The sequence below is a fragment of the Streptococcus sp. HMSC034E03 genome (assembly GCF_001811505.1).
Classification (GTDB): domain Bacteria; phylum Bacillota; class Bacilli; order Lactobacillales; family Streptococcaceae; genus Streptococcus.
In genome coordinates this window covers 1-21925 of record NZ_KV804942.1, presented here as the reverse complement: position 1 = coordinate 21925, position 21925 = coordinate 1, and the positions used below count along the sequence as shown (strand labels likewise).

Genomic DNA, 21925 nt, shown 5'->3' with positions numbered 1-21925 from the left:
GACCTCCTAACTTTATTTAATAGAAATCCTAACTTTTTCATAATAATCTCCTACAAAAGTCACTCCAAAGGGTGACTTTTGTTTTTTCTGATCAGAAATGAGCAGACTTGTATGCCCAAATTTGAGAAATTTTTGAAAAAAGATGATGATTTCAGAGTGAAAATATGTCTTTTTATTAGGTAAAAATGGGCTAAAACCTTGCTATGATTGGCTTTTTGAAAAATTATGGTATAATAGTAGTAGTTTTAATAGATGGAGTTGAATTTTGAAAAAACGCTTTCGTGTAAAAAAAGAGAAAGATTTTAGTGCAATATTTAAAAAAGGGGAGAGTTTTGCTAATCGTAAATTTGTTATTTATCGATTAGAAAATAATGAACAGCATTTTCGAGTTGGTCTATCTGTCAGTAAAAAATTAGGAAACGCTGTCATGAGGAATCAGATCAAGAGAAGAATTCGACATATTCTGATTGAACATAAAAATCAGCTGGTTGAAAATGTAGATTTTGTTGTGATTGCTCGAAAAGGTGTTGAAATCTTGGACTACGCGGAAATGGGAAAAAATCTACTTCACGTATTAAAGTTATCAAAGATTTACCAGGAAGGAAATGGGAGTGAAAAAGAAATTACAGTTGACTAGCTTAATGGTGCTTGCTTTATTTGTGATGAGCGCCTGCACGGCTAGTGGTACGACGAGTGAGATTACAGCTGAATCAACAGATTTTTGGAGTAAATTTGTTTATTTTTTTGCTGAAACCATTCGCTTTTTATCATTTGATACAAGTATTGGTCTGGGGATTATTTTATTTACCCTTTTAATCAGAACCATTCTTTTACCAGTCTTTCAGGTACAGATGGTGGCATCTAGAAAGATGCAAGAAGTACAACCACTGGTTAAGGAGTTGCGAGAACGTTATCCGGGACGGGATATGGAGAGCCGTACCAAGTTGGACCAAGAAATGCGTCAGTTGTTCAAGCAACATGGTGTGAAGCAGTCAGCTTCTCTTTGGCCAATCTTAATCCAGATGCCAGTCTTGTTGGCCTTGTTCCAAGCTTTGAGTAGAGTAGAATTTTTAAAAACAGGTCACTTCTTATGGATTAACCTTGGTGGTGTAGATACGACTTTTGTTTTGCCAATTTTGGCAGCTATCTTTACTTTCCTTAGCACCTGGTTATCCAATAAGGCAATGGTTGAGAAAAATGGCGCCATGACAGGAATGATGTATGCAATGCCAGTCATGATTTTCTTCTTTGCCATGTATTCACCAAGTGGGGTTGCCTTATACTGGGCAGTATCCAATGCTTATCAGGTGCTCCAAACCTATCTGCTTAACAATCCATTTAAGATTATTGCAGAGCGTGAGGCAGGAGTACAGGCTAAGAAGGATTTAGAAATCAAGAAGAGAAAAGCTCTCAAGAAAGCACAGAAAAAGAAAAAGTAAGGAGGAATCTTGTAATGGTATTATTTACAGGTTCAACTGTTGAGGAAGCGATCCAAACGGGATTGAAGGAATTGGGGATTCCTAGAATGAAGGCGCATATCAAGGTTGTCTCAAGGGAGAAAAAAGGTTTCTTTGGCCTTTTTGGGAAGAAACCAGCGCAAGTTGATATCGAAGCAATTAGTGAGACAACTGTTGTGAAGGCAAATCAGCAAGCAGTCAAAGGAGTTCCAAAGGAAGTTAATGCTAAGAACGAACCCGTTAAGACTGTTAGTGAGGCAACAGTAGACTTAGGTCATGTTGTTGAAGCAATCAAGAAAATCGAGGAAGAAGGACAAGGAATCTCTGAAGAGGTTAAGGCCGAAATTCTAAAAAATGAGAAAGAGGCTAGTACAATTTTAGAGGAGACTGGTCATATTGCCATTCTAAAAGATTTACTGCCAGAAGAATCTAAGGAGCAGGAAGAAGTCGAGCAGAATGATGATTTAGAAAATCTAGGTTTGAAGATTGAACCGACCTATGATATTGACCAGGTGGTCGAAGAAGTGACCAACTATGTTCAAGGTATTATTGATGATATGGATGTTGAGGGAGCAATTTCAAGTACCTCAAATCGCCGTTCTATCAATATGCAAATTGATACCAATGAACCGGGCCGTATTATCGGTTACCATGGTAAGGTTTTGAAATCTCTTCAGCTCTTAGCACAAAATTATCTTTATAACCGCTATTCAAGAACCTTCTATATTACCATCAATGTTAATGACTATGTAGAGCACCGTGCAGAAGTCTTGCAAAGCTATGCACAGAAGTTAGCTACACGTGTCCTAGAAGAGGGGCGAAGCCAGGTGACTGATCCAATGTCTAGTAGCGAACGTAAAATTATCCATCGTATCATCTCACGTATGGAAGGTGTCACTAGTTATTCAGAAGGTGATGAGCCAAATCGTTACGTTGTTGTTGATACAGAATAAAATAGAAAATCAGGGCTTCCCTGATTTTTTGCTAGCTAAGGGAGGTTAATCCTATGTTGAATACAATGAGAGACTATCTAGCTTTCTCTGGCTTGCAGTACCAAAAACCAGAGAAGGCAGAACAAGATGCGGAGAAAATGCTTTATTTGAGGAGTAAGGGGCAGGAGGCCAGAAAGGTCTTTACACACTTGGCCAAGGCTTTTCAAGCAAGGCATCCAGAATGGATACTGCAAGGAACGAGTCAGTGGATGAATCAAGCCCAACGTTTGCGACCACATTTCTGGGCTTATTTACAGCGTGAAGGGCAAGTGACGGAGCCTATGTTGGCCCTTCGTTTGTATGGAAGCCCTTCTGATTTTGGAGTTTCACTAGAAGTGAGTTTTATTGAACGTAAGAAGGATGAGCGAACATTAGACAAACAAACCAAGGTCTTAGAAGTTCCAGTGGTAGAAGGAATTTACTATCTAGTCTACTCAGATGGAGAAAGTCAAAAGATGGAGGCTACTGAGGAAAATCGCCAAATTTTAAGAGAAAAACGATTCCATCAGGAAGTCCGCAAAGTTTTAGTAAAGGCAGATATTCCAGTAACTGCAAATTCATCGGAAGAAGAAATCGTAGAAGGCCTATTGAAGTCTTATGATAAAATTCTTCCCTATTATCTAGCTACAAGGAAATAAGATAATCCGTAAAATATCATAAATTATACAGTCCAAGAGTGAACAGTCCGCTGTGTAATTCTTGGTCTTTTTGTTTCCGCTTTCACATTATATAATAAACTTACAAAAACAATTCAAAAGGAGAACAATTATGGAAGTCATTTCAAGTGTTCTAAATTGGTTTTCTAGCAATATTTTGCAGAATCCCGCATTTTTCGTAGGTTTATTGGTGCTAATAGGATATGCACTTTTGAAAAAACCTGCTCATGACGTTTTCTCAGGTTTCGTTAAAGCAACAGTAGGCTATATGTTGCTCAACGTGGGTGCTGGTGGTTTGGTTACAACCTTCCGTCCAATCTTGGCAGCCCTTAACTACAAATTCCAAATCGGTGCAGCGGTTATTGACCCTTACTTTGGACTTGCTGCAGCAAACAACAAAATTGCAGCTGAATTTCCAGATTTTGTCGGAACTGCAACTACAGCTCTATTGATCGGTTTTGGAGTAAATATCTTGCTTGTAGCTCTACGCAAGATTACGAAAGTAAGAACCCTCTTTATTACTGGTCACATCATGGTACAACAAGCTGCGACTGTATCTCTTATGGTTCTATTCTTAGTTCCACAATTGCGCAATGCTTACGGTACAGCAGCTATCGGTATCATCTGTGGCCTTTACTGGGCAGTTAGTTCAAATATGACTGTTGAGGCAACTCAACGCTTGACTGGTGGTGGCGGATTTGCGATTGGTCACCAACAACAATTTGCAATCTGGTTTGTAGATAAAGTTGCAGGACGCTTTGGTAAGAAAGAAGAAAGTCTAGACAATCTTAAATTGCCTAAATTCCTCTCTATCTTCCACGATACAGTTGTTGCCTCTGCTACCTTGATGCTCGTATTTTTCGGAGCTATTCTTTTAATCTTGGGTCCAGAAATTATGTCTAATAAAGAAGTCATCACTTCAGGAACTCTATTCAATCCTGCTAAACAAGATTTCTTTATGTACATTATCCAAACAGCCTTCACCTTCTCTGTTTACTTGTTCGTTTTGATGCAAGGTGTCCGCATGTTCGTATCTGAGTTGACAAATGCCTTCCAAGGTATTTCAAACAAATTGTTGCCAGGTTCATTCCCAGCGGTCGACGTTGCAGCTTCTTATGGATTTGGTTCTCCAAACGCGGTCTTGTCAGGATTTGCCTTTGGTTTGATTGGTCAATTGATCACAATTGTCTTGCTTATCGTCTTTAAAAACCCTATCCTTATTATTACAGGATTTGTACCAGTGTTCTTTGATAATGCAGCCATCGCGGTCTATGCTGATAAGCGTGGCGGATGGAAAGCAGCCGTTATCCTATCCTTCATTTCAGGTGTCCTCCAAGTTGCTCTAGGAGCTCTCTGTGTAGCCCTTCTCGACTTAGCATCTTACGGTGGTTACCATGGAAATATCGACTTTGAATTCCCATGGCTTGGATTTGGTTATATCTTCAAATATCTCGGTATTGTTGGTTATGTACTTGTATGTCTCTTCTTGCTCGTTATTCCTCAACTTCAATTTGCAAAAGCAAAAGATAAAGAGAAATATTACAAGGGTGAAGTTCAAGAAGAAGCTTAGTGTCTAGAAAAGGAGAAATAAAATGGTTAAAGTATTAGCAGCGTGCGGAAATGGAATGGGTTCATCTATGGTTATCAAGATGAAGGTTGAAAATGCCCTCCGTAAGCTTAATCAAACAGACTTTACAGTCAATTCATGCAGTGTCGGTGAAGCAAAAGGTTTAGCAGCAGGCTATGACATCGTAATCGCTTCTCTTCATTTAATCCAAGAATTGGAAGGTCGGACTAATGGGAAGTTAATTGGGCTTGACAACTTGATGGATGATAAAGAAATCACTGAAAAACTCAGTCAAGCACTACAGTAAAAGGTTGGAGGGGGCTGGACAGAAACTGAGAGTTATCGTTTCTGTCCTTCTCCCTCTTTAAATAAAGGAGGCAGATATGAATTTAAAACAAGCTTTAATTGACAATGACTCGATCCGACTAGGTTTAGAAGCTAACGATTGGAAAGAAGCAGTCAAAGTAGCAGTAGATCCCTTGATTGAAAGTGGGGCAATTTTGCCAGAGTATTACGATGCTATTATCGAATCAACTGAAGAGTATGGGCCTTATTATATTTTAATGCCAGGTATGGCTATGCCCCATGCTAGACCAGAAGCTGGGGTGCAAAGAGATGCCTTTTCATTGATCACCTTACAAAATCCTGTTGTATTTTCAGATGGGAAAGAGGTCTCTGTTTTGCTTGCATTAGCAGCAACAAGCTCAAAAATTCACACAAGTGTAGCTATTCCACAAATCATTGCCTTATTTGAATTAGAAGATTCTATCGCACGTTTACAGGCTTGTCAGACTAAAGAAGATGTCTTGGCGATGATCGAAGAATCTAAGGATAGCCCTTATCTTGAAGGATTGGATTTGGAAAGTTAGAAAGAGGAACAAAGAGATGACAAAAAGAATACCTAATTTACAAGTTGCATTAGACCATTCAGACTTGCAAGGAGCGATTAAAGCAGCTGTTTCTGTTGGTCACGAAGTAGATATTATCGAAGCTGGAACTGTTTGCTTGCTTCAAGTTGGAAGTGAATTGGTTGAAGTTTTACGTAGCCTTTTCCCAGATAAGATTATTGTGGCAGACACAAAATGTGCCGATGCTGGTGGAACAGTTGCCAAAAATAATGCCGTTCGTGGAGCAGATTGGATGACTTGCATCTGTTGTGCAACCATCCCTACTATGGAAGCAGCTCTAAAGGCTATCAAGGCTGAACGTGGAGACCGAGGAGAAATCCAAATCGAGCTTTATGGTGATTGGACTTTTGAACAAGCTCAGCTTTGGCTAGATGCAGGTATCTCACAAGCTATCTATCACCAATCTCGTGATGCCCTTCTTGCTGGTGAAACTTGGGGTGAAAAAGACCTTAATAAGGTTAAAAAACTCATTGACATGGGCTTCCGTGTTTCTGTAACAGGTGGTCTAGATGTAGATACTCTCAAACTCTTTGAAGGCGTTGATGTCTTTACCTTTATCGCAGGTCGTGGAATTACAGAGGCTGCCGATCCAGCAGGAGCAGCGCGTGCCTTCAAGGATGAAATCAAACGAATTTGGGGGTAAACCATGGCACGTCCAATTGGAATTTATGAAAAGGCAACCCCGATACACTTTACCTGGCTAGAACGTTTAAATTTTGCCAAGGAGTTAGGCTTTGATTTTGTCGAGATGTCTATTGACGAACGTGATGAGCGCTTAGCAAGACTTGACTGGAGCAAGGAAGAGCGCTTGGAAGTTGTCAAAGCGATCTATGAAACTGGTGTTCGTATTCCCTCTATCTGTTTTTCAGGCCATCGTCGTTACCCATTGGGATCAAATGATCCAGTTCTAGAGGAAAAATCTCTAGAACTCATGAAAAAATGTATCGAATTAGCTCAGGATTTGGGAGTTCGTACGATTCAATTAGCTGGTTACGACGTTTACTATGAGGAAAAGTCACCCCAAACACGCCAACGTTTTATCAAAAATTTGAGAAAAGCTTGTGACTGGGCAGAAGAAGCTCAGGTGGTACTTGCTATTGAAATTATGGATGATCCTTTCGTAAATAGCATCGAAAAATACTTGGCTATAGAGAAAGAAATTGACTCTCCATACCTCTTTGTCTATCCAGATATTGGGAATGTGTCTGCATGGCATAATGATGTTTACAGTGAATTTTATCTCGGCCATCATGCCATCGCAGCTCTCCATCTCAAGGATACTTATGCAGTGACAGAAAGTTCAAAGGGCCAGTTCCGAGATGTACCTTTTGGGCAAGGTTGTGTCAAATGGGAAGAAGCTTTCGATATTTTAAAGCAAACCAATTATAATGGACCTTTCCTAATCGAAATGTGGTCTGAAAATTGTGAAACTGTAGAAGAAACACGCGCAGCCATTCAAGAAGCGCAAGCTTTTCTCTACCCACTTATTAAGAAAGCAGGTCTGATGTAAGATGAATCAAGTAATTAATGATATGCGTAAACGAGTCTGTGATGCCAATCAATCATTGCCAAAACATGGACTTGTTAAATTTACCTGGGGCAATGTATCGGAAGTCAATCGCGAACTCGGTGTCATTGTTATCAAACCATCAGGTGTAGATTATGACGAATTGACACCTGAAAATATGGTGGTAACTGACCTGGATGGCAAGGTTCTAGAAGGAGATTTAAGACCATCTTCTGATCTTCCAACTCATGTGCAGTTATATAAGGCTTGGCCAGAGATTGCTAGTGTGGTCCATACCCATTCGACAGAAGCTGTTGGTTGGGCTCAGGCAGGTCGTGATATTCCTTTCTATGGAACAACCCATGCGGATTATTTCTACGGTTCCATTCCTTGCGCCCGTAGTTTGACAAAGGATGAAGTAGAAGTGGCCTATGAAAAAGATACTGGCCTAGTTATCGTAGAAGAGTTTGAACGTCGTGGTCTCAACCCTGTTGAAGTACCAGGGATTGTCGTACGTAATCACGGTCCATTCACTTGGGGCAAAAACCCAGAGAATGCTGTTTATCACTCAGTTGTACTAGAGGAAGTATCAAAGATGAATCGCTTCACAGAACAAATCAATCCAAGGGTTGAACCTGCTCCTCAGTACATCCTAGAAAAACACTACCAACGTAAGCATGGACCAAATGCTTATTACGGTCAAAAGAAATAAGAAAATGAATTGAAAAGAGGCTAGGACCTTGCGATCCAAGCCTCGCTTTTGTAGTTGTAAGTATCCACTGTTAAGAGTTTACAGCACATAATTGCAAAGTCTGTACGAATGTGATACCATTATAAAGTTGTTTTGGAAGCGATTGACAAATAGAGGAGTATGAATTATGGTTTTAGATAAGGCGAGCTGTGACTTGCTTCAATATTTGATGGATCAAGAAACGTCCAAAACGATTATGACGATTTCAAAAGATCTAGCTCAATCTCGAAGAAAAATCTACTATCACATTGATAAAATCAATGATGCTTTGGATGATGAGAATTTGCATATCATCAGTCTGCCTCGGATTGGTATCCACTTAACCGAGGAACAAAGAGAAGCTTGTCGTCAATTATTAGACGAAGTTGATTCTTATGATTATATCATGAGTGCCAACGAGCGGATGCAGCTGATGCTTCTTTTGATTGGTATTTCCAAAGAGAGAATCACTCTTGAAAAACTCATGGAATTAACAGAAGTCTCTCGAAATACAGTCCTTAATGACTTAAATAGCATTCGTTATCAGCTAACCTTGGAGCAGTATCAAGTAACACTTCAAGTTAGTAAATCTCGAGGTTACTATCTAAATGCACATCCTCTTAATAAAATCCAGTATCTTCAATCCCTTCTCTATCATGTCTTTATGGAAGAAAATCCAGCTTTTGTTGCTATTTTAGAGGAGAAAATCAAAGAGCGATTAGACGGTGAGATGCTTCTTTCCGATGAGGTCAATCAATTTCTTAAAAAACAGGTTCCGTTGGTTGAGCAGGATTTGGGGAAAAAAATAAACCATCACGAAGTCACTTTTATGTTACAGGTCCTTCCCTATCTTCTACTAGGGTGTGATACCGTTACTCGAAATCAAGATAAACATCAAGAAATTGAGCAAGAGTTTTCATTGATTCGAAAAAGAATTGAATATCAGGTATCCAAAAAACTAGGAGAGCGCTTGTTTGAAACATTTAGCATCTCGTTTTCAGAATTAGATAGATCTCTGTTAGCTATTCTTTTGTTATCCTATCGAAAAGATCGAGACATCCATGCAGAAAGTAAAGATTTTCAGCATTTGAGAATGGCTTTAGAAGAGTTTATTTGGTATTTTGAATCCCAAACCAGAATGGAGATTGAACAGAAAGAAGACTTATTGAGGAATCTTGTGATTCATTGTAAGGCGCTATTATTCAGAAAGAACTATGGTATTTTCTCAAAAAATCCTTTAACTCGGCAGATTCGTTCCAAGTATAGTGAGCTTTTCGTAATTACAAAAAAATGTGCAGAAGTGCTAGAAGAAGCCTGGCAGATTCGATTGACAGATGATGAGATTGCCTATCTGACCATTCATGTTGGAGGATTTTTAAAGTATACTCCATCGATTCAAAACAATACCAAGAAAATTTATATTGTGTGTGATGAAGGAGTGGGCGTTTCTAAACTCTTACTCAAACAATGTCGCTTCTATCTTCCAAACGAACAGATTGGGGCAGTCTTTACCACTGAGCAGTTCAAAAGCGTGGAGGATATTACTCAGGTTGATTTACTTATTACAACAAACGATGAGCTTGAGAGTCGCTTCCCAGTGCTAAAGGTAAACCCTATACTTGAGGCAGAAGATATTTTACGCATAACAGACTTTATGAAAAATAAGGTTCTTCGAAAAGATGGTCGCACTTTTAAGGATAATCTCTCAACTATTATTACTACCTATATATCTGATAAACACGTTGCAGCAAAATTAAAGGAAGAAATTCAACTCTTAATCAACCAAGAATTAGTCATCCAAGCTTTTTTAGATGAATCATAAATATCACAGTCCAATGATGAACACAAACCTGTGTTTTTCTTGGTCTTTTTTAATATTTCGGTCGGTGTTATACTAAGTATGAAATGAATACTTGAACAAAATATGGAGGATTTCAAATGCCAAACGTAAAAGAAATTACAAGAGAATCATGGATTTTAGCTACTTTCCCAGAGTGGGGAACCTGGTTGAACGAAGAAATCGAAGAAGAAGTCGTTCCTGAAGGCAACTTTGCCATGTGGTGGCTAGGCAACTGTGGTACTTGGATTAAAACACCAGGTGGTGCTAACGTTGTCATGGACCTTTGGTCAAACCGTGGAAAATCAACTAAAAAAGTGAAAGATATGGTTCGTGGACACCAAATGGCAAATATGGCAGGTGTTCGTAAATTGCAACCAAACTTACGTGTTCAGCCAATGGTTATCGATCCATTTGCTATCAATGAACTCGACTACTACTTGGTTTCACACTTCCATAGTGACCATATCGACCCATACACAGCTGCAGCAATTCTCAACAATCCTAAGTTAGAACATGTTAAGTTTATCGGTCCTTACCATTGTGGACGAATCTGGGAAGGATGGGGTGTTCCAAAAGAACGCATCATCGTTGTCAAACCAGGTGATACTATTGAACTAAAAGACATGAAGATTCATGCAGTAGAATCATTTGACCGTACTTGCTTGGTAACTCTACCAGTAAACGGTGCTGATGAGACAGGTGGTGAACTTGCTGGCTTAGCTGTTACAGATGAAGAAATGGCTCAAAAGGCTGTTAACTATGTCTTTGAAACACCAGGTGGAACCATTTATCATGGTGCGGATTCTCACTTCTCAAACTACTTTGCGAAACATGGTAAAGACTTCAAAATTGATGTTGCTTTGAATAACTATGGTGAAAACCCAGTAGGTATCCAAGATAAAATGACATCTATCGACCTACTTCGCATGGCAGAAAATCTACGTGCTAAAGTCATTATCCCAGTTCACTATGATATCTGGTCTAACTTCATGGCTTCTACGAATGAAATCCTAGAACTTTGGAAAATAAGAAAAGATCGCTTGCAATACGATTTCCATCCATTTATCTGGGAAGTTGGTGGTAAATACACTTATCCTCAAGACCAACACTTAGTAGAATATCATCACCCACGTGGTTTTGATGACTGCTTCGAACAAGACTCAAATATCCAATTCAAAGCCTTGCTTTAATATAAAAATTTTTTCTGGAGGTTATCCGTATGTTGCACGATACGGATAATTTTCATATAATAGTACAAATAGAATATGTGATAGACCTATCACCTCAAAGAGAAAGGAAATTCTATGTCAAATCTATCTGTTAATGCGATTCGTTTTCTAGGTATTGACGCTATCAATAAAGCGAACTCAGGTCACCCAGGGGTGGTTATGGGAGCTGCACCGATGGCATACAGCCTATTCACTAAAGAACTTCGTATCAATCCAGCCCAACCAAACTGGATTAACCGCGACCGTTTCATTCTTTCAGCTGGTCACGGATCAATGCTTCTCTATGCCCTTCTTCACCTTTCTGGATTTGAAGATGTGAGCATGGATGAAGTGAAGAACTTCCGTCAATGGGGCTCTAAAACTCCAGGTCACCCAGAATTTGGTCATACAGCAGGGGTTGATGCAACAACAGGCCCTCTAGGACAAGGGATTGCGACTGCAACAGGTTTTGCACAAGCAGAACGTTTCCTTGCAGCTAAGTACAACCGTGAAGGTTATAACATCTTTGACCACTACACTTACGTTATCTGTGGAGATGGTGACTTGATGGAAGGTGTCTCAAGTGAAGCTGCTTCTTATGCAGGCTTGCAAAAGCTTGACAAATTGGTTGTTCTCTATGATTCAAATGATATCAACTTGGACGGTGAGACAAAAGATTCATTCACAGAGAGTGTTCGCGATCGTTACAATGCTTATGGTTGGCATACAGCCTTGGTAGAAGATGGAACAGACTTAGAAGCTATTCATGCTGCTATTGAAGAAGCTAAGGCTTCAGGAAAACCATCTTTGATTGAAGTGAAAACTGTTATTGGTTATGGTTCTCCAAATAAACAAGGGACTAATGCCGTACACGGTGCCCCTCTTGGCGCGGATGAAACTGCAGCAACTCGCCAAGCACTTGGTTGGAACTATGAACCGTTTGAAATCCCAGCAGAAGTATACGCAGACTTTAAAGAGAATGTCGCAGACCGTGGGGCATCAGCTTATGAAGCCTGGACAAAACTAGTTGCAGATTATAAAGAAGCTCACCCAGAGCTTGCTGCAGAAGTGGAAGCAATTATCGAAGGGCGCGATCCAGTTGAATTGACTCCAGAAGACTTCCCAGCTTTAGAAAATGGCTTCTCTCAAGCGACGCGTAACTCAAGTCAGGATGCCTTGAATGTTGTGGCTGCTAAATTGCCAACCTTCCTTGGTGGATCAGCTGACCTCGCTCATTCAAATATGACTTACATCAAAACGGACGGACTTCAAGACGATGCAAATCGCTTAAATCGCAACATCCAGTTTGGTGTTCGTGAATTTGCAATGGGTACTGTCTTGAACGGAATGGCTCTTCACGGTGGACTTCGAGTTTATGGTGGAACTTTCTTCGTATTCTCAGACTACTTGAAAGCGGCTGTACGCTTGTCTGCCTTGCAAGGTCTTCCTGTAACTTATGTCTTCACACACGATTCAATCGCAGTTGGTGAAGACGGACCAACTCATGAACCGATTGAGCACTTGGCAGGTCTTCGTGCGATTCCAAACCTTAATGTTTTCCGTCCAGCAGATGCGCGTGAAACTCAAGCAGCTTGGTATCAAGCAGTTAAGAGCGAGAAAACACCGACTGTTCTTGTCTTGACTCGTCAAAACTTGACTGTTGAGGAAGGAACAGACTTTGATAAGGTTGCGAAAGGAGCTTATGTTGTATATGAAAATGCAGCAGACTTTGATACAATTTTGATTGCGACTGGTTCAGAGGTTAACCTGGCTGTTTCAGCTGCTAAAGAATTGGCAAGTCAAGGTGGAAAAGTTCGCGTAGTCAGCATGCCATCTACAGATGTCTTTGATGCACAAGATGCAGCATACAAAGAAGAGATTTTACCAAATGCAGTTCGTCGTCGTGTAGCAGTTGAAATGGGAGCAACTCAAAATTGGTACAAATACGTTGGTCTTGATGGAGCAGTTCTTGGTATTGATACCTTTGGAGCATCTGCACCAGCACCAAAAGTTTTAGCAGAGTATGGATTTACAGTTGAAAACTTAGTAGAACTTGTAAACAACTTAAAATAAGAAAAATCAGGGCATTTGCTCTGGTTTTTTATTGACCTAAAATCAAGGTGCAATCTTGTAAAAACAAGTGAAATTTGATATAGTAGTTTTATCTGAATTACAAAGGAGAAAAAATAATGGGTGGGAATTTAACATTTTTAATTATGCTTGTCTTGATGTTGGGCTTGATGTTCTTCATGCAACGTTCTCAAAAGAAACAAGCAGAAAAACGTATGGAAAGCCTCAATAAGCTTCAAAAAGGCTACGAAGTAATCACTATCGGTGGTCTCTACGGTACAGTCGATGAAGTAGATACAGAAAATAGAACAATTGTTCTTGATGTTGATGGCGTATACCTAACCTTCGAACTAGCAGCAATTCGAACTGTTTTGCCAGTCAAAGAAGCTGTGACACCTGAAGGAGCTGTTATTGAAGAAGGCAGTGCTATTGAAGAATAAAACGGGGTGGAATGCATTCCCGTTTTTCTATAGATGAGAGGAACAATGATGAAAAAAGTTGTCTTTGTCTGTCTTGGCAATATTTGTCGTAGTCCTATGGCGGAATTTGTAATGAAATCCCTGACCGATAAATATGAGATTCAAAGTCGAGCGACTTCTTCCTGGGAACACGGTAATCCAATCCACAAAGGGACGCAAGGCATCTTTCGAAGTCATGGCGTTCCTTATGATACTTCGAAAACTTCCCAACAAATTTCTAAAAAAGATTTTGAGTATTTTGACTATATCATTGGGATGGATGAGTCTAATCTCGCTGATTTGCATCAGATGTGTCCACAGGATCAACAATATAAGATACAGCCTTTTGCATCTGAAAGCGTTCCAGATCCCTGGTATACAGGTGATTTTGAAGAAACTTATGACCGAGTTTTAACTGGTTGCCAGGCTTGGTTAGGTCGCTTAGAAAATGAGAGTGAAAATGGAAAATATAAAGAAACTCTATGAAAAATACAGTGTCTATTTGACACGTCCTCGACTAGAAATTGCGACAGTGATCGTCATTGTTGTCTGTGCAGGTCTCGTATTTCTGACCAATCTTCCAAAACAGGGCGTTCTTAAGCTTGATAATGATGCTATTATTTATGACGGAAGCCTAGTTCGTGGTAAGATGAATGGTCAGGGTACTGTTACCTTCTCGAACGGTGATACCTATACTGGAGAATTTAGCAATGGTGCCTTCAATGGTAAAGGTACCTACCAAGCTAAAGCAGGTTGGGTATATGAGGGAGACTTTGTAAATGGTCAAGCTGAAGGAAAAGGAAAACTGACTACCGAACAAGAAGTAGTCTATGAAGGGGATTTCAAACAAGGTTTATTTCAACAAGCACAATAACCTCCTCCTAGAAGGAGGTATTCTTCTAGAGTCTAAGAAAGCGCTTACATGGAAATAAAAACGGCTTACAAGACTGTTTTACAACTAAGTTTGTGAAAAATAAAACTTTTATGAAATAATTCACAAACTTTAAGTGAAAAAGTGCATGTGCAGGTATATTTGAAATTATTTTCACAAACAAATAAAAAAAGTTTGTGAAATGTCTATGAAACTGTTTACAAACGTTTAAAAAAGAGTTATAATAAACTTGTGAAAAAATTAACAAAGGACTTACAATCCTTGAAAGCTATGGAGGAAAATATGGCTGATAAAAAAACTGTAACACCAGAAGAAAAGAAACTCGCTGCTGAAAAGCATGTCGATGGTTTGGTGCAAAAAGCTTTAGTTGCCCTTGAAGAAATGCGTAAACTTGACCAAGATCAAGTCGATTATATCGTAGCAAAAGCTTCAGTTGCTGCACTTGATGCTCACGGAGAATTGGCTTTACATGCCTTTGAAGAAACAGGACGTGGAGTATTTGAGGATAAAGCGACTAAGAACTTGTTTGCTTGTGAACACGTAGTAAACAACATGCGCCACACTAAAACAGTTGGTGTTATCGAAGAAGACGATGTAACAGGATTGACTCTTATCGCTGAACCAGTTGGTGTTGTTTGTGGTATCACTCCAACAACTAACCCAACTTCAACAGCAATCTTTAAAGCGTTGATTTCATTGAAGACTCGTAATCCTATTGTCTTTGCATTCCACCCATCAGCTCAAGAATCATCAGCTCACGCAGCTCAAATCGTTCGTGATGCAGCGATTAAAGCAGGTGCTCCTGAAAACTGTGTACAGTGGATTACTGAACCATCTATGGAAGCAACTAGTGCGCTTATGAACCACGAAGGTATTGCAACAATCCTTGCAACAGGTGGTAATGCCATGGTTAAAGCGGCATACTCATGTGGTAAACCAGCTCTTGGGGTAGGTGCCGGTAACGTTCCAGCTTATGTGGAAAAATCAGCTAACATCCGCCAAGCTGCTCACGATATTGTAATGTCTAAATCATTTGACAACGGTATGGTCTGTGCATCTGAACAAGCGGTTATCATTGATAAAGAAATTTACGATGAATTTGTAGCAGAGTTCAAATCTTATCACACTTACTTTGTAAACAAAAAAGAAAAAGCTCTTCTTGAAGAGTTCTGCTTCGGCGTGAAAGCAAACAGCAAAAACTGTGCTGGTGCAAAATTGAACGCTGACATTGTTGGTAAACCAGCAACTTGGATTGCAGAACAAGCAGGATTTACTGTTCCAGAAGGAACAAACATTCTTGCTGCAGAATGTAAAGAAGTTGGTGAAAACGAGCCATTGACTCGTGAAAAATTGTCACCAGTTATCGCAGTTTTGAAATCTGAAAGCCGTGAAGATGGTATTGCTAAAGCTCGTCAAATGGTTGAATTTAACGGTCTTGGGCACTCAGCAGCCATCCATACAGCTGATGAAGAATTGACTAAAGAATTTGGTAAAGCTGTTAAAGCTATTCGTGTTATCTGTAACTCACCTTCTACTTTCGGTGGTATCGGGGACGTTTATAATGCCTTCTTGCCATCATTGACACTCGGATGTGGTTCTTACGGACGTAACTCAGTTGGGGATAACGTTAGCGCCATCAACCTCTTGAACATCAAAAAAGTCGGAAGACGGAGAAATAACATGCAATGGATGAAACTTCCTTCAAAAACATACTTTGAACGTGATTCAATTCAATACCTTCAAAAATGTCGTGACGTTGAGCGTGTCATGATCGTTACTGACCACGCTATGGTAGAGCTTGGCTTCCTTGATCGTATCATCGAACAACTTGACCTTCGTCGCAATAAGGTTGTTTACCAAATCTTTGCAGATGTAGAACCAGATCCAGATATTACTACAGTTGAACGTGGTACTGAGATCATGCGTGCCTTCAAACCAGATACAATCATCGCTCTTGGTGGTGGATCGCCAATGGATGCTGCTAAAGTAATGTGGCTCTTCTACGAACAACCAGAAGTGGACTTCCGTGACCTTGTTCAAAAATTCATGGATATCCGTAAACGTGCCTTCAAATTCCCATTGCTTGGTAAGAAGACTAAATTCATCGCTATCCCAACTACATCTGGTACAGGATCTGAAGTAACTCCATTTGCCGTTATCTCTGATAAAGCAAACAACCGTAAATATCCAATCGCTGACTACTCATTGACACCAACTGTGGCAATCGTAGACCCTGCTTTGGTATTGACAGTTCCTGGATTTGTTGCTGCTGATACTGGTATGGACGTATTGACTCACGCAACTGAAGCTTACGTATCACAAATGGCTAGCGACTACACTGACGGTCTTGCACTTCAAGCCATCAAGCTTGTATTTGAAAACCTTGAAAGCTCAGTTAAGAATGCAGACTTCCATTCACGTGAGAAAATGCATAACGCTTCAACAATCGCTGGTATGGCCTTTGCCAATGCCTTCCTAGGTATTTCTCACTCAATGGCTCACAAGATTGGTGCGCAATTCCACACAGTTCACGGACGTACAAATGCAATCTTGCTTCCATACGTTATCCGTTACAACGGTACTCGCCCAGCTAAGACAGCTACATGGCCTAAGTATAACTACTACCGTGCAGACGAGAAATATCAAGATATCGCTCGTATGCTTGGACTTCCAGCTTCTACACCAGAAGAAGGGGTTGAATCTTTTGCAAAAGCTGTTTACGAACTCGGTGAGCGCGTAGGTATCGAAATGAACTTCAAAGCACAAGGTGTTGACGAAAAAGAATGGAAAGAACATTCACGTGAATTGGCCTTCCTTGCTTATGAAGACCAATGTTCACCTGCAAACCCACGTCTTCCAATGGTTGACCACATGCAAGAAATCATCGAAGATGCTTACTATGGTTACAAAGAAAGACCAGGACGTCGTAAATAATTAATTAATTAATTATCAGCCAAAACCGAGGGGGACCTCGGTTTTTTTATGGTTAGAGAGTTTATTTTCATAAAAAATTGCTAGCATGAGAGTCAGATGCAAGGCCAAGTAAAGAAATGAAAATATTACCAAAGCTCATCAGAAAATCAAGGCCAGCGCTTGCAATTAAACTCAAATAGTTATATAATAGGTTTGTTGAAAGGTGATTTGTAGTGATTCAAGTTACTCTTTTCACAATAAAATTTTCATGATTTTCATAAGGAGGAAATCACTAATGGTAGTTAAAGTTGGTATTAACGGTTTCGGACGTATCGGTCGTCTTGCTTTCCGCCGTATCCAAAACGTAGAAGGTGTTGAAGTTACTCGCATCAACGACCTTACAGATCCAGTTATGCTTGCACACTTGTTGAAATATGACACAACTCAAGGTCGTTTCGACGGAACTGTGGAAGTTAGAGAAGGTGGATTTGAAGTTAACGGTAAATTCATCCGTGTTTCTGCTGAACGTGATCCAGAACAAATCGACTGGGCTAACGACGGTGTAGAAATCGTTCTTGAAGCTACTGGTTTCTTTGCTAAGAAAGCAGCTGCTGAAAAACACTTGCACCCAGGTGGAGCTAAGAAAGTTGTTATTACTGCTCCTGGTGGAAACGACGTTAAAACAGTTGTATTCAACACTAACCACGATGTTCTTGATGGTACTGAAACAGTTATCTCAGGTGCTTCATGTACTACAAACTGCTTGGCTCCAATGGCTAAAGCTCTTCAAGACAACTTTGGTGTTGTAGAAGGATTGATGACTACTATCCACGCTTACACTGGTGACCAAATGATCCTTGACGGACCACACCGTGGTGGTGACCTTCGTCGTGCTCGCGCTGGTGCAGCAAACATCGTTCCTAACTCAACTGGTGCTGCTAAAGCTATCGGTCTTGTAATCCCAGAATTGAACGGTAAACTTGACGGATCTGCACAACGCGTTCCAACTCCAACTGGATCAGTTACTGAATTGGTTGCTGTTCTTGAAAAGAACGTTACTGTTGATGAAGTGAACGCAGCTATGAAAGCAGCTTCAAACGAATCATACGGTTACACAGAAGATCCAATCGTATCTTCAGATATCGTAGGTATGTCTTACGGATCATTGTTTGACGCAACTCAAACTAAAGTTCTTGACGTTGACGGTAAACAATTGGTTAAAGTTGTTTCATGGTATGACAACGAAATGTCATACACTGCACAACTTGTACGTACTCTTGAATACTTCGCTAAAATCGCTAAATAATTCTTGAGTTGATGGAAAAGCAAGGCCAACTGGTCTTGCTTTTTTTGGTATCTATAAGAAAAAATGGATGCTAGTGTCATCCATTTTGGTTTAATTCTCTTTCAAATGTGTCTGATAGCGCAGTAAAGCTTAATTTGTTTAATGTCAGAGGATGGACAAAGGATAGTTTAAATGCGTGTAACATTAGTCTGCTAGATTTGGAATGTGGATTGTAGAGAGGATCTCCAAGGATTGGATGTCCGTGGTGAGATAGATGCACTCGAATCTGATGAGTGCGTCCTGTTTTCAATCTACATCGAACGAGACTGGTTTTGTTTTGAAATTGTTTCAACCGAGTTACTTGGGTTTCGGCGTATTGACCATTTTTTTGATCCACAACTCTTTTTCTACGATCGTGACGATCGCGACCGATTTTATCTCGAAAGACGAGCTCTTTAACTCCTATTTTTCCCTCAACCAGAGCCCAGTATTCGCGGGAGATTTCTTTTTTCTCCAATAATCGATTGAGGATGGGCAGTATAAATGGATTTTTAGCAAATAGTACGAGGCCACTCGTTTCCTTATCTAGGCGATGGACAACATAGCAAGTCTGGCCTACATAGGCGCTGACATGATTGAGAAGTGCAATTTCTTCTGGTTGATTCCCGTGAGTTTTCATACCTTCTGGTTTGTTCACGATGATCAAATGTTGGTCTTGGTAGACTTCTTGGACAAGATTAGGATTTCCCCAAACAATTTCTTTTGTAGGATAAGCCTCCTCGTCGAAAATCAGTTGACATTCATCTCCGGATTTGACAGTTTGATGCCAGTGGACTTCTTCTTGATTGATGAGAATGTGCTTTTTAATTCTCAAGAAATGCCGTATTTTTCTCGGAATGAGTAGTTGCTCCTCCAAGAAGACTTTGACAGTCATTTCAGGAAGAGAATCAGGGATAAAAAAGGTAAATTTCATACAGATATTGTAACAAAAAATAGATTATTTGGATAGAGAAACTAGCTAAATTCTTGTCTTCCTATGGGGAAGATGATAAAATAAACGCATGAAATTAGATACATTATTTGAAAAGTTTCTTTCTTTATTTAAAAAAGAAGAATCTGAAATGGCAGAAATAGAAATCGATAAAGTTAATAGTGAAGAAAATACCTCGACTAAGTTAAGACGGTCAAGAGGTGGGCGAAAGAAAGTTGGGCAAGTCGGCCCCATTCGAAAATTTTGGCGTCGCTATCATCTGACAAAAATCTTTCTCATTCTTGGACTAAGTGCAAGCTTGTTTGTTGGGGTCTATCTATTTGCCTTGGCTAAATCGACAAATGTTACAGAATTGCAGAATGCTTTGAAAACACGAACGGTGATTTTTGATAGAGAAGAGAATGAGGCTGGTGCCTTGTCAGGCCAAAAAGGAACCTACGTTGAGCTCTCGGAAATTAGTGAAGATTTGCAGAATGCCGTTATTGCGACAGAAGATAGAAGCTTCTATAAAAATAGTGGAATTAACTATGGTCGTTTTTTCCTAGCTATCCTAACAGCTGGTCGCTCGGGTGGTGGTTCTACAATTACCCAACAGTTAGCGAAAAATGCTTATCTTTCACAAGACCAAACTGTTCAGAGAAAGGCTAAAGAATTCTTCCTTGCTTTAGAATTAACCAAAAAATACAGTAAAAAAGAAATTCTAACCATGTATTTGAACAATGCCTATTTTGGTAATGGAGTTTGGGGTGTTGAGGATGCTAGTAAAAAGTACTTTGGTGTTTCAGCATCGGAATTAACTCTTGATGAAGCCGCCACTTTAGCAGGTATGCTTAAAGGCCCAGAATTGTACAATCCTCTGAATTCTATTGAACATTCAACTAATCGAAGAGACACTGTCTTACAAAATATGGTGGCTGCAGGTTACCTTGATAAAAATAAGGAAGCAGAAGCAGCAAGTGTTGATATGGCTTCTCAATTGAAAGATAGTTATGAAGGGAAAATATCAGACTACCGTTATCCTTCTTATTTTGATGCAGTTGTTAATGAAGCTATTGAAAAGTATAATCTAACAGAGGAAGAAATCGTTAATAACGGTTATCGAATCTATACGGAGCTGGATCAAAATTACCAAGCTAATATGCAGGTTATATACCAAAATATTTCTCTCTTTCCAACAGCTGAAGATGGGACGCATGCAGAGTCAGGTAGTGTCGCATTGGAACCTAAAACGGGTGGAGTACGGGGAGTTGTTGGTCGAGTGGCAGGGGATGATAAGACAGGTTTCAGAAATTTTAACTATGCAACCCAAACCAAAAGAAGTCCAGGTTCAACGATTAAACCTCTAGTAGTCTATACACCAGCAGTCGAAGCGGGTTGGGCTTTAAATAAAGAGTTGGATAATCATACCATGGAATATGGAGATTATAAGGTTGATAACTACGCTGGGATCAAAACGTCACCAGAAGTTCCAATGTATCAAGCCTTAGCCGAGTCTCTAAATCTTCCTGCTGTAGCGACAGTCAAACAACTTGGTATTGATAAGGCTTTTGAATCAGGTGAAAGATTCGGACTTGATTTAACGAATGTTGATCGTGTGCTAGGTGTGGCTCTAGGTGGTGGGGTGGAGACAAGTCCGCTACAAATGGCGCAGGCTTATGCAGCGTTTGCAAATGAAGGTTTGATACCTGAAGCGCATTTTATTACTCGTATTGAAAATGCTAGCGGACAAGTCATTGCAACCCACAAAAATTCTCAAAAACGTATAATAGATAAGTCAGTAGCTGATAAAATGACAAGTATGATGCTCGGAACCTTTACAAATGGTACAGGAATAAGCTCCTCGCCAGATGACTATGTCATGGCTGGAAAAACAGGAACGACAGAGGCAGCTTTTAACCCAGTATATACAAGTGATCAGTGGGTAATTGGCTATACACCTGATCTAGTCATTAGCCACTGGCTTGGTTTCCCTACTACTGATGAAAATCACTATTTAGCAGGTTCGACTTCGAACGGAGCTGCTCACATTTTTAGAAGTATGGCGGAAACAATCCTTCCATATACACCAGGTAGTACCTTTACAGTTGAAAATGCTTATAAAATGAATGGTATTCCACCAGAAAATACACGGAAACAAACTACAAGTGATACTAGTACGCAGTCGGATGATATATTAGCAGATATTCGTGGACGAGCACAGAATCTGGTCGATGAAGCAGGCAAAGCTATTTCAGATGCTAAGATTAAAGAAAAAGCTCAGACAGTTTGGGATACCATTGTAGATCTGTTTCGCTAATACGTTTAAAAGGTAAAAGACAAGGATTCAAATCTTTGTCTTTTTTCTCCCTCACTTGTCAGTATTCATACTTCCTGATACACCTTGGACTTGAAAAAACACAAGACAGAAATCAAAGCCCTTCTTTCCCCCTTTCTCTGCTATACTACAAGCAG

Annotated in this window: 20 protein-coding genes; 19 read left to right on the top strand and 1 reads right to left on the bottom strand. The window is 39.9% G+C overall.

Annotated features, from left to right (window positions below; translation table 11 throughout):
• The first annotated feature begins 265 nt into the window (after positions 1-265).
• The 18 genes from rnpA (at position 266) to gap (ending at position 18504) form a co-directional block, all read left to right on the top strand.
• Positions 266-637, top strand: coding sequence for a ribonuclease P protein component (rnpA, locus tag HMPREF2805_RS00535; protein WP_060956304.1), 372 nt, complete (start codon positions 266-268; stop codon positions 635-637).
• Positions 612-1439 (top strand): YidC/Oxa1 family membrane protein insertase, encoded by an 828-nt coding sequence (locus HMPREF2805_RS00530; RefSeq protein WP_186822539.1) that lies wholly within the window; start codon positions 612-614, stop codon positions 1437-1439. Before rnpA ends, HMPREF2805_RS00530 begins: the two co-directional genes overlap by 26 nt.
• Positions 1440-1453: 14 nt before the next feature.
• Complete coding sequence (jag, locus tag HMPREF2805_RS00525) at positions 1454-2410, top strand: RNA-binding cell elongation regulator Jag/EloR (protein WP_049504883.1); 957 nt, start codon at positions 1454-1456, stop codon at positions 2408-2410.
• Between the two features lie 53 nt (positions 2411-2463).
• Positions 2464-3087, top strand: coding sequence for a ribonuclease P (locus HMPREF2805_RS00520; RefSeq protein WP_075230990.1), 624 nt, complete (start codon positions 2464-2466; stop codon positions 3085-3087).
• Positions 3088-3217: 130 nt separating this feature from the next.
• A complete protein-coding gene (locus tag HMPREF2805_RS00515) occupies positions 3218-4675 on the top strand; it encodes a PTS ascorbate transporter subunit IIC (protein ID WP_075230989.1) in 1458 nt (485 codons plus the stop codon).
• A gap of 22 nt (positions 4676-4697) precedes the next feature.
• Positions 4698-4979 carry a PTS sugar transporter subunit IIB gene (locus HMPREF2805_RS00510; protein WP_000241466.1) on the top strand — a complete coding sequence of 94 codons (282 nt, stop codon included), beginning with the start codon at positions 4698-4700 and terminating at the stop codon, positions 4977-4979.
• 76 nt (positions 4980-5055) lie between these two features.
• Complete coding sequence (locus HMPREF2805_RS00505; protein WP_061863925.1) at positions 5056-5541, top strand: PTS sugar transporter subunit IIA; 486 nt, start codon at positions 5056-5058, stop codon at positions 5539-5541.
• 16 nt (positions 5542-5557) lie between these two features.
• Complete coding sequence (locus HMPREF2805_RS00500) at positions 5558-6223, top strand: 3-keto-L-gulonate-6-phosphate decarboxylase UlaD (RefSeq protein WP_061863926.1); 666 nt, start codon at positions 5558-5560, stop codon at positions 6221-6223.
• Positions 6224-6226: 3 nt separating this feature from the next.
• Positions 6227-7090 carry an L-ribulose-5-phosphate 3-epimerase gene (locus tag HMPREF2805_RS00495; protein WP_075230988.1) on the top strand — a complete coding sequence of 288 codons (864 nt, stop codon included), beginning with the start codon at positions 6227-6229 and terminating at the stop codon, positions 7088-7090.
• Position 7091: 1 nt separating this feature from the next.
• Positions 7092-7799: an L-ribulose-5-phosphate 4-epimerase gene (locus tag HMPREF2805_RS00490; protein ID WP_075230987.1), complete on the top strand. Its 708-nt coding sequence runs from the start codon at positions 7092-7094 to the stop codon at positions 7797-7799.
• 166 nt (positions 7800-7965) lie between these two features.
• Entirely contained in the window at positions 7966-9639 is a 1674-nt protein-coding gene (locus HMPREF2805_RS00485) for a BglG family transcription antiterminator (RefSeq protein ID WP_075230986.1), read from the top strand.
• A gap of 116 nt (positions 9640-9755) precedes the next feature.
• A complete protein-coding gene (gene ulaG, locus HMPREF2805_RS00480) occupies positions 9756-10847 on the top strand; it encodes an L-ascorbate 6-phosphate lactonase (RefSeq protein WP_075230985.1) in 1092 nt (363 codons plus the stop codon).
• A 114-nt stretch (positions 10848-10961) separates the two neighbouring features.
• Positions 10962-12938: a transketolase gene (gene tkt, locus HMPREF2805_RS00475; RefSeq protein WP_075230984.1), complete on the top strand. Its 1977-nt coding sequence runs from the start codon at positions 10962-10964 to the stop codon at positions 12936-12938.
• A gap of 116 nt (positions 12939-13054) precedes the next feature.
• On the top strand, positions 13055-13375 hold the full coding sequence (gene yajC / locus HMPREF2805_RS00470; RefSeq protein WP_075230983.1) for a preprotein translocase subunit YajC: 321 nt from the start codon (positions 13055-13057) through the stop codon (positions 13373-13375).
• Positions 13376-13423: 48 nt separating this feature from the next.
• Complete coding sequence (locus tag HMPREF2805_RS00465) at positions 13424-13879, top strand: low molecular weight protein-tyrosine-phosphatase (RefSeq protein WP_075231035.1); 456 nt, start codon at positions 13424-13426, stop codon at positions 13877-13879.
• Positions 13854-14267 carry an MORN repeat-containing protein gene (locus HMPREF2805_RS00460; protein ID WP_075230982.1) on the top strand — a complete coding sequence of 138 codons (414 nt, stop codon included), beginning with the start codon at positions 13854-13856 and terminating at the stop codon, positions 14265-14267. The genes HMPREF2805_RS00465 and HMPREF2805_RS00460 overlap by 26 nt, the downstream gene beginning before the upstream one ends.
• A gap of 300 nt (positions 14268-14567) precedes the next feature.
• A complete protein-coding gene (adhE, locus tag HMPREF2805_RS00455; protein ID WP_060956407.1) occupies positions 14568-17219 on the top strand; it encodes a bifunctional acetaldehyde-CoA/alcohol dehydrogenase in 2652 nt (883 codons plus the stop codon).
• Positions 17220-17493: 274 nt separating this feature from the next.
• Entirely contained in the window at positions 17494-18504 is a 1011-nt protein-coding gene (gene gap, locus HMPREF2805_RS00450; RefSeq protein ID WP_049492462.1) for a type I glyceraldehyde-3-phosphate dehydrogenase, read from the top strand.
• A gap of 76 nt (positions 18505-18580) precedes the next feature.
• On the opposite strand, the gene HMPREF2805_RS00445 is transcribed toward gap, so the two are convergent.
• The gene (locus HMPREF2805_RS00445; RefSeq protein WP_148131560.1) at positions 18581-19456 is read right to left on the bottom strand and encodes an RluA family pseudouridine synthase; all 876 of its coding nucleotides are present in this window, start codon (positions 19454-19456) and stop codon (positions 18581-18583) included.
• A gap of 88 nt (positions 19457-19544) precedes the next feature.
• On the opposite strand from HMPREF2805_RS00445, the gene pbp2a reads away from it, so the two are divergent.
• Complete coding sequence (gene pbp2a / locus HMPREF2805_RS00440) at positions 19545-21770, top strand: penicillin-binding protein PBP2A (RefSeq protein WP_075230981.1); 2226 nt, start codon at positions 19545-19547, stop codon at positions 21768-21770.
• The last annotated feature ends 155 nt before the right edge of the window (positions 21771-21925 follow it).

Coding starts and splice junctions, on each gene's coding strand:
- jag (WP_049504883.1), top strand. CDS start 1,454: ATGGTATTATTTACAGGTTCAACTGTTGAGGAAGCGATCCAAACGGGA.
- HMPREF2805_RS00520 (WP_075230990.1), top strand. CDS start 2,464: ATGTTGAATACAATGAGAGACTATCTAGCTTTCTCTGGCTTGCAGTAC.
- HMPREF2805_RS00515 (WP_075230989.1), top strand. CDS start 3,218: ATGGAAGTCATTTCAAGTGTTCTAAATTGGTTTTCTAGCAATATTTTG.
- HMPREF2805_RS00510 (WP_000241466.1), top strand. CDS start 4,698: ATGGTTAAAGTATTAGCAGCGTGCGGAAATGGAATGGGTTCATCTATG.
- HMPREF2805_RS00505 (WP_061863925.1), top strand. CDS start 5,056: ATGAATTTAAAACAAGCTTTAATTGACAATGACTCGATCCGACTAGGT.
- HMPREF2805_RS00500 (WP_061863926.1), top strand. CDS start 5,558: ATGACAAAAAGAATACCTAATTTACAAGTTGCATTAGACCATTCAGAC.
- HMPREF2805_RS00495 (WP_075230988.1), top strand. CDS start 6,227: ATGGCACGTCCAATTGGAATTTATGAAAAGGCAACCCCGATACACTTT.
- HMPREF2805_RS00490 (WP_075230987.1), top strand. CDS start 7,092: ATGAATCAAGTAATTAATGATATGCGTAAACGAGTCTGTGATGCCAAT.
- HMPREF2805_RS00485 (WP_075230986.1), top strand. CDS start 7,966: ATGGTTTTAGATAAGGCGAGCTGTGACTTGCTTCAATATTTGATGGAT.
- ulaG (WP_075230985.1), top strand. CDS start 9,756: ATGCCAAACGTAAAAGAAATTACAAGAGAATCATGGATTTTAGCTACT.
- tkt (WP_075230984.1), top strand. CDS start 10,962: ATGTCAAATCTATCTGTTAATGCGATTCGTTTTCTAGGTATTGACGCT.
- yajC (WP_075230983.1), top strand. CDS start 13,055: ATGGGTGGGAATTTAACATTTTTAATTATGCTTGTCTTGATGTTGGGC.
- HMPREF2805_RS00465 (WP_075231035.1), top strand. CDS start 13,424: ATGAAAAAAGTTGTCTTTGTCTGTCTTGGCAATATTTGTCGTAGTCCT.
- HMPREF2805_RS00460 (WP_075230982.1), top strand. CDS start 13,854: ATGGAAAATATAAAGAAACTCTATGAAAAATACAGTGTCTATTTGACA.
- adhE (WP_060956407.1), top strand. CDS start 14,568: ATGGCTGATAAAAAAACTGTAACACCAGAAGAAAAGAAACTCGCTGCT.
- gap (WP_049492462.1), top strand. CDS start 17,494: ATGGTAGTTAAAGTTGGTATTAACGGTTTCGGACGTATCGGTCGTCTT.
- HMPREF2805_RS00445 (WP_148131560.1), bottom strand. CDS start 19,456: ATGAAATTTACCTTTTTTATCCCTGATTCTCTTCCTGAAATGACTGTC.
- pbp2a (WP_075230981.1), top strand. CDS start 19,545: ATGAAATTAGATACATTATTTGAAAAGTTTCTTTCTTTATTTAAAAAA.